The sequence below is a fragment of the Paenibacillus sp. JL3B1040 genome (assembly GCF_057063165.1).
Window position 1 is genome coordinate 351587 of sequence record NZ_CM169317.1, and the last position, 12958, is coordinate 364544.

Genomic DNA, 12958 nt, shown 5'->3' on the forward strand with positions numbered 1-12958 from the left:
ATGTTTGTGGTCTGGATGTAAGCGCTATATTGTCGATAAAATGAAATTACCTGGAACACTACACGCGAACGGAAGAGGTGACGAAGATGAATTCTAGGTCAAGTGGTAAGCGCTTACGAACGCGCTGGCGCAAGCAGGACACGGAACTGACGATTTTGGCATTGCCGACGACCATCTGGTACATCCTATTTAGTTTCTTCCCGATGTTCGGGATCATCATTGCCTTCAAAAACTTCAGAATCACCGGCGGCTTTCTGAGCAATGTCTTCAATAGCCCCTGGGCAGGCTTCAAAAACTTTGAATTTCTATTCAAGTCGAACGACGCCTGGATCATTATTCGAAATACGCTGGGGTACAACCTCATCTTTATCGTTCTGGGCATTGCGATCCCGGTCGCATTGGCGATCATGATCGGCATGCTTCACAACCGCCGGGCGGGGAAAGCCTATCAAACCATGATGTTCCTGCCTTACTTTCTCTCCTGGGTCGTCGTTTCGGCCGTAGGTTGGGCGTTCCTGAGCTTCGATAAAGGGATCGTCAATCAAATGCTGACGGGGATGGGCAGCGATCCGGTCAACTGGTACATGGAACCGAAATACTGGCCGTTTTTCTTGATCTTCATGAATATTTGGAAGGGCTTGGGGTATGGGATGGTCGTGTACCTGGCGACGATCGCCGGGATCGACAAAACCTATTATGAAGCGGCGGTCATCGACGGCGCCTCCATCTGGCAGCAAACGCGGTTTATTACGTTGCCTTTGATGAAGCTGGTCATCGTGATGATGTTTATTCTGGCGGTAGGCCGTATCTTTTACACGGATTTCGGACTCTTCTTCCAGGTGCCGCGGGACTCCAATTCTCTGTTCAACGTAACCACGACGATTGATGTCCTGGTCTACAAGCAGCTTAAAACGGCAACGGTCGGAATGGCTTCCGCCGCCGCCTTCGTGCAATCCGTCCTGGGCTGTCTGATGATCCTGGCCGCCAACTGGACCGTTCGAAAGATAGATCCGGACAGCGCGATGATCTAAGGGGGGTGCGTTTATGGCAACAAGAGCGGTCGATCAGAGCGGCCTGGACAAGTTCAATCGCCCGAGCAAAGGCGTCAATGTCTTGTTTCATCTCATCTTTTTGGTGCTCGCCTTGATATGTGTGGTACCGATGCTGGTGGTGTTGTCCATCTCGCTTTCCAGCGAGGAATCGATTCGGCAGACGGGGTATCACCTCTTTCCGACGGCGTTCTCCGGGGAGGCTTACGGTTATATCGCACAGCAGGGGACCTTAATCCTTCGTGCGCTGGGCATTTCGGTATTGGTCACGGTTGTCGGAACCGTGCTGGGCATCCTGCTCACCACTTCGATGGGGTATGCGATCTCCCGTCCCAATTACAAGTTGAAGGGTTTTCTGACCTGGGTCGTCTTTATCCCGATGGTGTTCAACGGCGGCCTGGTTTCCAGCTACTATATCAACGCGAATATGCTGGGGCTGAAGGATACGGTATGGGCGCTCATCTTGCCGCTGGCGGTATCCTCGTTTAACGTCATCATTTGCAAAACGTTCTTCAAAAGCACGATTCCCGACGGCTTGATCGAATCGGCGGAGATCGATGGCGCGGGCCAGATGCGCATCTTCTTCTCCATCGTCCTGCCGATTTCGTTGCCCGTCATTGCGACCATCGGCTTGTTCCTCTGCTTTGGATATTGGAACGACTGGTTCCAATCGATGCTGTACATCAACAACCAGGACCTGTATTCCTTGCAGGCGCTGTTGAATAACTTGATGAGCAATGTGGACGCGCTGGCAAGGAACGCTTCCAGTATGGGGGTCAGTTACGCCGAGCTGGTGGCAACGATGCCGAAGGAGTCGGCCCGGATGGCGGTGGCTGTCGTGATCGTGCTTCCGGTGGCCTTTGCGTATCCCTTCTTCCAGCGGTATTTTATTTCCGGTCTGACCGTAGGCGCGGTCAAAGGATAATCCGAAATAAGCTGGGCATGCCCGGTTTATGTATATTTAGAACAAAAGGGAGGAAACATCCATGAAAAGGTCTTTGAAGCTCGTCTCTACCTTATGTATTATGATGCTTCTCTTATCCATTCTTGCCGCTTGCGGTTCGAAGGCGAATTCTCCGTCGGCCAACCCTTCTCCGGATTCTTCTGCAAACACGTCGACAGACACAGCCACAACGACGAATTCGGGGGAAATCCCCACATTGGTATGGTGGACGATCGGCGGACAAATTCCGGAGAACTTCGACAAGGCCGTAGCCGCAATGAATGAATACACGGCGGAGAAAATCGGCGTCAAGATCGACCTGAAGGTCGCAAGCTGGGGCGATTGGGATACGAAAATCAACACGATCGTCAATACGGGCGAACCGTTCGATATTTTGTTCACGAACGTGACCAAATACAACCAGCAAGTAGCGATCGGCGCACTGGCCGACATCACCGATCTTGTGCAAAGCGAGACGCCGGAACTGTACAAGCTCATTCCCGAGAAGGTATGGGACGGAACCAAGGTCGGCGGCAAAATTTACTCCGTGCCCACTTATAAAGACTCGTCCATGACCCAGTATTGGGTACTCGATCATAAATATGTGGAGAAATACGGCATCGATACCAACAACATCAAGACGCTGAAGGATCTCGACAAACCGTTCCATGATACGAAAGCCGGCGAAGGCAAGAGTTTCTATCCATTGCCGCTCACTCAAGGCGACGGCTTTAGCGGTTTCTTCAACAACTACGACGATCTGGCGCTGGGCTTCCCGCCGCTGGGCGTGAAGGTGGACGACGCCTCCCGTACGGTCGTTTCCGTCCTGGAGCAGCCGGATGTCATGGAAGACCTGAAAACGTTGCATCAATGGTATAAGGACGGCATTATCAATCCGGATGCGCCGACCAAACCCGAACCGGACAAAGGCCGCGCCTTCTTCAGCGCCCAGGGCTTCCCGGGGGCGGAGATCACCTGGCAGATCAACGAGGGCGTCGAGAAATACGATATGACGCAAGTCTTCGGCCCGCTCTACACGACGGCTACCATCCAAGGTTCCTTGAACGGAATCTCGGCCAATTCCAAATATAAGAAGGAAGCCCTGAAGTATCTGGAGCTGGTCAATACTGATCCGAAACTGCGCAACATGCTGGCTTTTGGCGAGGAGGGCGTGGATTATCAGAAAGTGGACGGCGAAAAAGTCGTCGAGCGCATCTCGGATACTTGGCCGCTGGCTGCGTATACGCAAGGGACGTTCTTCAACATGGCGACGACCAAGGGAGCTCCCGAGGACCAATGGACTCAGGTTCAGAAGCTGAACGAACAGGCGACCGCTTCCTCGCTGCTCGGTTTCTCGCTCGACACGGCCAATCTTTCGACGGAAGTGGCGAACGTAAAAGCGACGTGGGATAAGTACCGTTATGAATTGCTCACGGGCGCATCCGATCCGGAGAAAATGGTGCCCAAAATTGTCGGTGAACTGAAAGCTGCGGGGATGGACACGATCATGCAGGCGGCGCAAGAGCAGATTACTGCTTTCTTTCAGTAGGATATAACGCTCGATTGACGGGCCCGGACGGAAGCGTTTCTGCCGTTCGGGCCTTTCTATGATCGTCGCTTGGATGATAAGATGGAACCAGCGCCGCAGCACAAGGGACAAAGGACAAAGGGCAGAGGAGGCGCCGCATGAATTCCTTTTGGCAGATCAAAATCTATCGCCGCAAATTTATCGCCTATACCTTGTTTGTGGTATCGGTAGGTTTGACGCTTGGCGTGATGACCTGTGCGGTGCTGTTGTATCAGTGGATCGAGAACGCCCGCAGCGAGGCGGTCGGCGCCTTTGCCAGCATCGAAACCCGGCTGCAGTATAATGCGGACCGGATCGAAGCTTATATGCAGCGGATTTACTCCAATCCGCGGTTGATGACCGATGTGCAGTGCTTTCTGGGCAACAGCGCGGAAGGCTATCTCACGAGCCGGCTGAAGAATAGCCATTATAACGAACCGCTCGTTTCCCTTCCCGAAGATATGAAGGCCTTTCTGTACAGCTCGGCGCAGGGGGACATCACTCAAATCAGTTTGCATGCCGGGTCGGAGGCCAATGTGGTGCGGTTTGACGGCAACGGCAACGCCAGCTTTTTGTTTCGCCTCCCGGATACGGACGAAGCTTTCCGCGAGCAGATCCAAAAGGGATTTGTCTACCGCAAAAAATTGTCCGATCCGGGTCAAATTTCCCGCCAGATCGGCGAATTCCGTTTCCTGGTCGGCAGCGATCCGTTATTCGGGAGCGTGCAGGGATACAAGCTGGGCATGGCCGCAGCCGTAAGCGCTTCCGGGGAGATGTATGTGATCTCCGGCCATGACCGCGGGACGGAAGAACGGGTTCTCCAGGCCATCGAGGAGAAACAGAACAGCGGGTATCTGAACGTGGGGGGATGGGGCAGCGCCTTTTTCATGACCTTTACTTCCACCAAGTTCGATTACCGGCTTGTCGTACTCGTCGATTTGCCTCGGCTCATGCAGGAGAACTCCGGAATCCTGATTGCCGTGCTTAGTGTTATATTGATGGCAATGATCAGCGTACTGCTGCTGATCGTATACAATCTGCTCGATGACGCAAAATTTCTAAGACGCATTATCCGCTCCATCAAACGCGTAAAAACCGCGGATTTCACCTCGAATTCTCCCGCCCGTTACCGGCGGAACGAATACGGCATGATCGCCCGGGAGTTGGACGACATGGTGCTGGAGCTCGATAAACATATCCGCACCGAGTATTTGCTTAAGTTGAAGCAGCAGGAGACGGAAATGATGGCGCTGCAGCATCAGATCAATCCGCATTTTTTGTACAATACACTGGAAGCCATTCGCTCCACGGCCCTGGTTCATCAGGACGTCGACACCGCCGACGCCATCGCGAACCTGGGGGCGCTATATCGCGATATCGTGCAGAAGGAGAATATCATTTCCATCGGCGATGAATTGGAGCTGCTGCAGAAATATTTAAAAATCATGGAATTGAAATACCCGGGACGGTTTTATTATCAGCTCAATGTGGATGAGGCGTTATTGTCCGTATCGACGGTGAAATTCTGGATGCAGCCTTTGGCGGAGAACTTCTTCGTCCACGGCTTCAACCCGGGCCATGAATTTAATTTGTGGGTCGTGAACGGTTGGGAGACGGACGAACGTTTCGTCCTGGAGTTTGTGGATAACGGGAAGCGGATCTCCGCAGACCGCCTGGAAGAAGTCAGGCACACGCTTTCCCGTCGGGACGACGCTCCCGTGCGGAGCATCGGTTTGCGCAATGTGTATACCCGGCTGCATTTTTTCTATGGAGAGGCTTTTTCCATGGATATCGATAATAACGAGGAGGCCGGAGTCAAGATTACCGTGATGATCGCTAAGGGGTGATTCCAGCATGTATAAGCTTCTGATCGTAGATGACGAACCGCAGATTCTCGAGGGCATGCGGCGGACGTTGGATTGGGCAAGTTACGGCTTTCACCGGATCGAGACGAGCGAAACCCGGGAAGACGCGATTGCGAAGTCCGTGGAGATGTTGCCGGATATCGCCATCTTCGATGTATGTATCGGCCCGGACCGCGGCTATGAGATCATCCACAAACTGAACGAATTGCGGCTTCCGACCAAATACATCATTATGAGCGGTTATAGTGAATTCCAATATGCTCAGGAGGCCATTCGCTGTGGAGTGAAGGATTACCTGCTCAAGCCCGTGGAGCGTTCCAAGCTGCAGAAGGTGATCGAGAAGATCATTATTGAAGATCTGCACGGTACGCTGGACGGGATCAACGGCAAGAATGAGAACATGGACCCGATTCTGGGGGTGGCTTACGAGGATTTATCCAAATTGACGACCCGCATCCTGCTCATGGTGAAGGCGGAATACGCCCAGAACATCACGCTGAAGTCGGTGGCCGAGCGCTTCCGCATGAACAGTACTTACCTGGGGCAGTTGTTCTTGAAGGAAGCCCATATGAAGTTTTCGGAATATTTGATGGCGTACCGGATGCTCCAAGCGAAGGAATACATTTTGACGACGGACGAGAAAATCTCCAGCATCGCGCTTGCGGTAGGGTATCCGAACTTGAATTATTTCTACACGCATTTCCAGGGATATTTCGGCATGTCGCCTTCGGAGATGAGAAAGAGAGACTAGGCTTTGCCTGGCGGAAAGGAGGTATCTATGAAGCGTTTCTCTTGCTTCGGCCGGATCGTTAACGCCGTCTTGATCGCCGGTCTGTTGTCCCTGCTTGCGGCAGGATGTTCCCCGTCCTCCGACAAAGCCGATATCGAACCCGGCGAGGATCGAGTTAATCTGATCTACTATACGATCGGAGAGCCGGATCGGGATTTGAAAAAGGTGAACGACAAAATCAATGAAATTTTGGTCAAAAAGATCGGCATCACCATCACCTATATCAAGGTGGGCTGGCAGGACTATGAAAATCGTCTGAACACGATGGTGTCGGCGGGGACTCCCTTCGATATCGCTTTTGCGCCGGATTTTACCGCCTATGTCAAACGCGGGGCCTGGTTGCGGCTGGACGACTATTTGTCCGGTGCGGGCATGGAGATGTACGAGGCCATCGACCCTATTTTTTGGGAAGGCGTGCGCATGGATGACGGGGGCACTTACGGCGTGCCGACCAATAAGGAACTGGCGGTACGCCAGCAGTGGATGTATCCGGAACAACTGGTGAACAAGTATAACCTCGATATTACGGCTTACAGCACGCTGGAATCGCTGGAGCCTTTGCTGCGGATGATTCAGCGGCAGGAGCCGGATTATTTGCCGATGGAGCTCGATAAGGATTCCCATAACTTTTTCGCTTTGAATGGGTACGAGTACGTGATCGACAAGAAGCTTCCGCTGATGGTGAAGTCTTTGGATCCGGGGTCCCGGGTCGTGAACATCTTCGAGACCCCGGAAGCGCGGCAGGTGCTGGATACGCTTCGACGCTACTACCGGGCGGGCTACATTAACGAGGATGCCGCCTTGCGGGAGGGGCAGGAGCTCAAACGGGGAGATAAGGTGTTCTGGAAGGCCTCCAGCGGCGGGCCGCTTGCCGAAAACAGCTGGAGCAAGGACCGCGGTTATAAAGTGGTGACGTATCCCGTCACGAGCGAGATCGTCACGACGGAAGACGTGCGGGGAGGCGTCATGGCGATCAGTGCGGACACCAAGCACCCTACCGAGTGCATCCGGTTCTTGAATCTGCTCAATACCGACCCCGAGGTGCGAAATCTGTTCAATTATGGGATCGAAGGGGTGCATTATACCTTGGACGACAACGGCCAGGTCGTGTTGATCCCGCCGAAGGACGAAGACGGGAATCCCCTGCCGGACGCACCGCCAAGCTATACGGGGGTGACGTACACCCAGGGCAACTGGTTCATCTTAAAGACGATGGGCGGCGAGAATCCGGAGCCTTTGAACAAATGGGAGGAATTTCGTTCCTCCAATGCCCGGGCCGTGAAGTCGAACACATTTGGTTTTACCCCCGATCTCTCGATGATGCCGATCCAGCTTCAGAACATCGAAATGGTCTGGCAAAAATATTATCCCAGCCTGATGACGGGCAGCGTGGACATCGACACCGAACTGCCGAAGTTCAACGAGGAGCTCAAGCGGGCGGGCCTTGACGAGGTCCGCGCCGAGGTGCAGAAGCAACTGGACGCCTGGCGTGCCGCCCGTCCCTCTTAGGGGGATTCATTTGTAACCCTTTCTATACGCTTTCGGTCTCGGAAAATGGGACAATAAGAAGAAATATCTATGAGGATGGAGGGGGACGGGTGAACAAAATTGCCCTTATCTTGGCGTTCTTGTACGTCTTGACGGGATGCGCCAGTTCAAATGAGGTCCAACCGGCGGAGAATCCGGGAAGTCAACAAAATGCCGAAGCAGCTAATGCTTCGTCTTTCGCAGTTGCGTATGAGCCAGTCGACGCGTTGGAGCTCAAACAGGCGGAACCTTCCCTCGTGGGGGAGCTCGTTGAAATCAAAAAGCTGGATAACGCGGAGATCGCCGTCTATCGTCGGGCGGATGATGAGAATCGGTTGGCAGCGACCCTTCAGGTCGGATCGACCCGTTATGACCTTGGCGAAATCGGGTATGGCCCGATGAAGGAATTCCCGGTTAAAACGGTCGAAGCCCTTGGCGTCACCTATCTGAAATTGGTAGGGGCCAACGGCGCGAACAGCCCGATTACCGACTATATTTTGCCGAATTCAAGCGGACCGTCCCTGCTTCGCATCGATGCCCATACCGTCGAGGCGGATGTGGATGAAGACGGGGTTAAGGAAATCGTTGCTTCGGTCGGCACGGCAGCCGAAACCACCCTCTATAAGCTCCAAGACCAACGGATCGCAGCAAGCAACCTAAATGAGCTTCTGAAGGCTCAAGTTGTTCTTTATGATTTTGCCGGCAATACGTTTCAGGCCCAAAATACGGGCAACAAATTGACGAAGTGGAAGCTTCGGGGGAATGAAATGAGAAGGGTCCCTTAGGTTATGAAATCTTAAGTGGATAGTGTGGTCAAAATGGAGAACGGGAACGAGCAGCCCAAAGCGACTCGATACACCCGTAAAGTCGGGCGAATGGGAAACAAGCTTGGGCATCAGCTTGCCTAAAAGTCTTGCCGCAAAGTTAAACCATAGCTCTAACGCTTGTCGCACATGCCGCAAAGTTAAACCGTGGCTCTAACGCTTGTCACACATGCCGCAAAGTTAAACCATAGCTCTAACGCTTGTCACACACCTTAAACCGGCTAAACTCGCGGCTTCACAATTCTAACGCTGATCACAGAGCTTATTGCCTCGTTTTATAGGCGTAATGGGGGTGTTAGTGTACGAATAGCGTGGCTCAGCGTCGTTAGAAATTAGTTTGCGCCGAAATGGCCATATTAGCGTTTCTCATCAGCGTTAGAGCTGGCAGCCAGGTGGCCGAAAGCCGGAAACCGGAAACGAGCAAGCATGGGGGATCCGGCCAGCGAGCAACAGCCCCGCGCCAGTGGCCAGGCGCCGTGCTGAGCGAGGGCGCCTTCGCCCCGCGCCAGTGGCCAGGCGCTGCGCCGAGCAAGGGCGCCTCACCTCGCGGCCAGCGGCCAGGCGCCGTGCTGAGCAAGGGCGTCCCCGCCCCGTAGCCAGTGGCCAAGTGCCGCACCGAGCGAGGGGCACCCAGCCAGACTGCCGTAGCTCTAACGCTTGTCACACATCTTAAACCGGCTAAAATCGCCGCTTCACAATTCTAACGCTGATCACAGAGCTTATTGCCTTGTTTTATAGGCGTAATGAGGTGTTAGTGTACGAATAGCGTGGCTCAGCGTCGTTAGAAATTAGTTTGCGCCGAAATGGCCATATTAGCGTTTCTCATCAGCGTTAGAGCTGGCAGCCAGGTGGCCGAAAGCCGGAAACCGGAAACGAGCAAGCATGGGGGATCCGGCCAGCGAGCAACAGCCCCGCGCCAGTGGCCAGGCGCCGTGCTGAGCGAGGGCGCCTTCGCCCCGCGCCAGTGGCCAGGCGCTGCGCCGAGCAAGGGCGCCTCACCTCGCGGCCAGCGGCCAGGCGCCGTGCTGAGCAAGGGCGTCCCCGCCCCGTAGCCAGTGGCCAAGTGCCGCACCGAGCGAGGGGCACCCAGCCAGACTGCCGTAGCTCTAACGCTTGTCACACATCTTAAACCGGCTAAAATCGCCGCTTCACAATTCTAACGCTGATCACAGAGCTTATTGCCTTGTTTTATAGGCGTAATGAGGTGTTAGTGTACGAATAGCGTGGCTCAGCGTCGTTAGAATTTAGTTTGCGCCGAAATGGCCATATTAGCGTTTCTCATCAGCGTTAGAGCTGGCAGCCAGGTGGCCGAAAGCCGGAAACCGGAAACGAGCAAGCATGGGGGATCCGGCCAGCGAGCAACAGCCCCGCGCCAGTGGCCAGGCGCTGCGCCGAGCAAGGGCGCCTCACCTCGCGGCCAGCGGCCAGGCGCCGTGCTGAGCAAGGGCGTCCCCACCCCGCAGCCAGTGGCGAAGTGCCGCACCGAGCGAGGGGCACCCAGCCAGACTGCCGTAGCTCTAACGCTTGTCACACATGCCGCAAAGTTAAACCGTGGCTCTAACGCTTGTCACACACCTTAAACCGGCTAAACTCGCCGCTTCACAATTCTAACGCTGATCACAGAGCTTATTGCCTCGTTTTATAGGCGTAATGGGGGTGTTTGTGTACGAATAGCGTGGCTCAGCGTCGTTAGAATTTAGTTTGCGCCGAAATGGCCATATTAGCGTTTCTCATCAGCGTTAGAGCTGGCAGCCAGGTGGCCGAAAGTCGGAAACCGGAAACGAGTAAGCATGGGGGATCCGGCCAGCGAGCAACAGCCCCGCGGCCAGCGGCCAGGCGCCGCGCTGAGCGAGGGCGCCTCGCCCCGTGGCCAGCAAGCATGGGGGTAAAGGAATCCCGTCGGGCATGTAGCTATATCGCAAGCAACGAAAAAGTGCAAGTTGAGCCGATAGGAGCCTCTCCAGCCCGTTCATGAAAAAGCAAACAGCCCGATCCGTTCGGGCTGCTTGTTTCTCCTATGCTTGCTTACTCCCCGTAAACCCTGACCTCGATTACCTCCGCAAACTGCGATCCGTTGGTCTCCTCGACGACCAGCCGGAGCGCTTGCGTTTGAACGGGGGCACCCAGACGGTGCACCCGCTTGCGCCGGCGGTTGTCGGGTTCCGCGACTAGCGTTCTCCAGTTGCCGGCGGAATCCAGCGTTTCGATCCGGTAGCTCTTGACCAGCTCGGGCAGGACTTCGAACGGCGTGCGGTGATGGTGCAGATTGATCAGATCTTCATTAACGTCGTCGTTAAAAATCAAGTGGACTTCACGGACGGTTTGCTCGTTCTCCCACTCCAGCTTTACCCAAGGATCAGCATCCTGCGCCAGCGGCTCCGACAGCCACATGTGCGGGCCGCCGTAAGGACGTTTGTAGCCGTCCAGGATATGCTCGGGGCGGTAAGCCCGAGTCGCGAACTCCGCGCGGAAGCAGAAGACTTTGCGCACCAGCCGTTTCATGCTCCATTCGACTACGGGCTGGGTGACGTCATGATCCTCCAGGTCCTTGGAGACGCTCGCGGCTGCGCCGCGCTCAAAGGCAAGCAGCCCGGTCAGCGGGGCGTGGGACAAGTACAGCTTGATCAAGGGATTGCAGCGGACGACGATCAAAGCGTTCTGCGGCTCGGCCGGCATCCAATCCAGCGCTGCAGGCACCCACTGTCCATCGCCCTTGGCCACGGCAACGGTTGTGCGGCATTCCAGGGCGGCGGGAACGTAGTTTTCCGGCCGACCGGTACTCCACACTTCGACGGTGAGCTCCGTATCCTGTGAAGCGTCGAGCCGCCATTCGATCGTTCCGGCGATGCCGGGATCGGCCGGAAGCAGCAGGGCGACGTCGCGCTCCAACGGGTAGGCCTCGTCGGCCGATTCCGCCGCCAGCCGGGCCAGGAAGGAGGAGGCGCTGACCTTTGCGCACCGGGCCAGGTCCGCGGCGTCTTCGTTCGCCACGCCCAGCACGGAGGCGTCCTGCCGCAGCAGCGTTTGCCGCAGCAGCGGCGTATGCGCACGCGACAGCTCGCGCGGTGTGACGCCCAGGTCCGCGCACAGCGCGGCGGCCGTTCCGGCGGCTTCGCCGATCACGGCGCAGGTGGCCATCACCCGCGTCGTACCGAACGCGACGTGCGTTGCGCTGATGTTGCGGCCCGCGAACAGCAGATTGGACACGTTCGCGGAGTACAGCGACCGGAACGGGATGTGGTAATTGCCATCCGCGTGCAGATGCTTCGAGCCGCTTTCCTCGGCGTACATGCCCTGCGGCGGATGCAGGTCGATCGACCAGCCGCCGAACGCGACCCGGTCGTCGAACGACTCCTGGGCCAGGATGTCGTTTTGCGTGAGGACGTAGTCGCCGATGAACCGGCGGTATTCCCGCTTCCCGGGGATCGAGCCGACCCACTCCAGCGTCATGCGGTCGGCGTCGAACTGTCCGGAATTTTTGATATAATCCCAGATTCCGTAGATGACGGCCGACAATTCGTCGCGAATGCGCTCGTTGTCGTGCACCGTATCCAGCTCGCCGCCCCATTCGATCCACCAGTAATGACAGCCGGAATCGCCGCTGCGGATCACCCGGTTCAGCGGGATCGGCGTCTGCGTAATGTCCTTGGCGAAGGACGGCGGGACGAATTTTACCGGATGCCCGGCGTCCTTCGTGTAGAACAGCAGCGTGCTGCCGAGCGTGATGTCGTCGGCGATCTCCGGTGCCCAGGCTTCGCCGTATTCGTGCCGGGCTTCCCGGCCGATCCGGTAGTTGGCGCCGGCCAGGAACCCGATCAGTCCGTCCCCGGTGCAGTCGAGGAAGAGCGGGCTTACGAAGCGGATGCGCCGCTCCGAGCCCATCATCCAGCCGGTGACCGACCGGATCTGCCGCGCATCCTCCTCGCCGTCCGCTTCGACTTCGTGCACGTCGGTATTCAGGTATAAGGAGAGGTTCGGCTCGGCCAGCACCGTTTCCAATACGACCAGATCCCAGAGATAAGGGTTGCCGTCCGGATTGCGGTACTGGTTCTCCACGAACATTTCGCCCATAATGCCGGTCTCGCGGGCGTATCGGTTCGTGCCGTGCGCGGTTGCCCCGCAGACCCAGACGCGTACCTCGCTGCTGGCATTGCCGCCGAGCACCGGGCGGTTCTGCACGAGCGCGACCTTTCTGCCGAGCCTTGCCGCCGCCACGGCGGCGCACACCCCGGCTAATCCTCCGCCCACGACCGTAATATCGCTGTGCACGGTTTCGTTTCTCATGGTTGGTTAAACTCCTTTCGATAATGAAGTGATGGAATGCTAAGAGTGCTTAAAGTGCTTAAAGTGCTTAAAGTGCTTAGGTCGTTTAGGGTGACGCTCGAAAAGTTGT

General features: G+C 56.0%; 8 protein-coding genes. 7 read left to right on the forward strand and 1 reads right to left on the reverse strand.

Annotated features, from left to right (window positions below):
- Nucleotides 1-86: 86 nt before the first annotated feature.
- The 7 genes from ACZF99_RS01610 to ACZF99_RS01640 all read left to right on the forward strand — a co-directional run bounded on the left by ACZF99_RS01610 (nt 87) and on the right by ACZF99_RS01640 (nt 8526).
- Nucleotides 87-1031, forward strand: coding sequence for an ABC transporter permease (locus ACZF99_RS01610; protein WP_483608477.1), 945 nt, complete (start codon nt 87-89; stop codon nt 1029-1031).
- Nucleotides 1032-1044: 13 nt separating this feature from the next.
- Entirely contained in the window at nt 1045-1974 is a 930-nt protein-coding gene (locus tag ACZF99_RS01615; protein WP_483608479.1) for a carbohydrate ABC transporter permease, read from the forward strand.
- 61 nt (nt 1975-2035) lie between these two features.
- Complete coding sequence (locus ACZF99_RS01620) at nt 2036-3541, forward strand: ABC transporter substrate-binding protein (RefSeq protein ID WP_483608481.1); 1506 nt, start codon at nt 2036-2038, stop codon at nt 3539-3541.
- 137 nt (nt 3542-3678) lie between these two features.
- Complete coding sequence (locus tag ACZF99_RS01625) at nt 3679-5406, forward strand: sensor histidine kinase (protein ID WP_483608483.1); 1728 nt, start codon at nt 3679-3681, stop codon at nt 5404-5406.
- 7 nt (nt 5407-5413) lie between these two features.
- Nucleotides 5414-6175: a response regulator transcription factor gene (locus ACZF99_RS01630; RefSeq protein WP_483608485.1), complete on the forward strand. Its 762-nt coding sequence runs from the start codon at nt 5414-5416 to the stop codon at nt 6173-6175.
- A gap of 27 nt (nt 6176-6202) precedes the next feature.
- Nucleotides 6203-7723, forward strand: a complete 1521-nt coding sequence (locus tag ACZF99_RS01635; protein ID WP_483608487.1) for an ABC transporter substrate-binding protein — start codon at nt 6203-6205, stop codon at nt 7721-7723.
- 89 nt (nt 7724-7812) lie between these two features.
- The gene (locus ACZF99_RS01640) at nt 7813-8526 is read left to right on the forward strand and encodes a hypothetical protein (RefSeq protein WP_483608489.1); all 714 of its coding nucleotides are present in this window, start codon (nt 7813-7815) and stop codon (nt 8524-8526) included.
- Between the two features lie 2064 nt (nt 8527-10590).
- Here ACZF99_RS01640 and ACZF99_RS01645 read toward each other — a convergent pair.
- Complete coding sequence (locus ACZF99_RS01645; protein WP_483608491.1) at nt 10591-12849, reverse strand: FAD-dependent oxidoreductase; 2259 nt, start codon at nt 12847-12849, stop codon at nt 10591-10593.
- Nucleotides 12850-12958: the final 109 nt, after the last annotated feature.

Coding starts and splice junctions, on each gene's coding strand:
- ACZF99_RS01645 (WP_483608491.1), bottom strand. CDS start 12,849: ATGAGAAACGAAACCGTGCACAGCGATATTACGGTCGTGGGCGGAGGA.
- ACZF99_RS01610 (WP_483608477.1), top strand. CDS start 87: ATGAATTCTAGGTCAAGTGGTAAGCGCTTACGAACGCGCTGGCGCAAG.
- ACZF99_RS01615 (WP_483608479.1), top strand. CDS start 1,045: ATGGCAACAAGAGCGGTCGATCAGAGCGGCCTGGACAAGTTCAATCGC.
- ACZF99_RS01635 (WP_483608487.1), top strand. CDS start 6,203: ATGAAGCGTTTCTCTTGCTTCGGCCGGATCGTTAACGCCGTCTTGATC.
- ACZF99_RS01625 (WP_483608483.1), top strand. CDS start 3,679: ATGAATTCCTTTTGGCAGATCAAAATCTATCGCCGCAAATTTATCGCC.
- ACZF99_RS01630 (WP_483608485.1), top strand. CDS start 5,414: ATGTATAAGCTTCTGATCGTAGATGACGAACCGCAGATTCTCGAGGGC.
- ACZF99_RS01620 (WP_483608481.1), top strand. CDS start 2,036: ATGAAAAGGTCTTTGAAGCTCGTCTCTACCTTATGTATTATGATGCTT.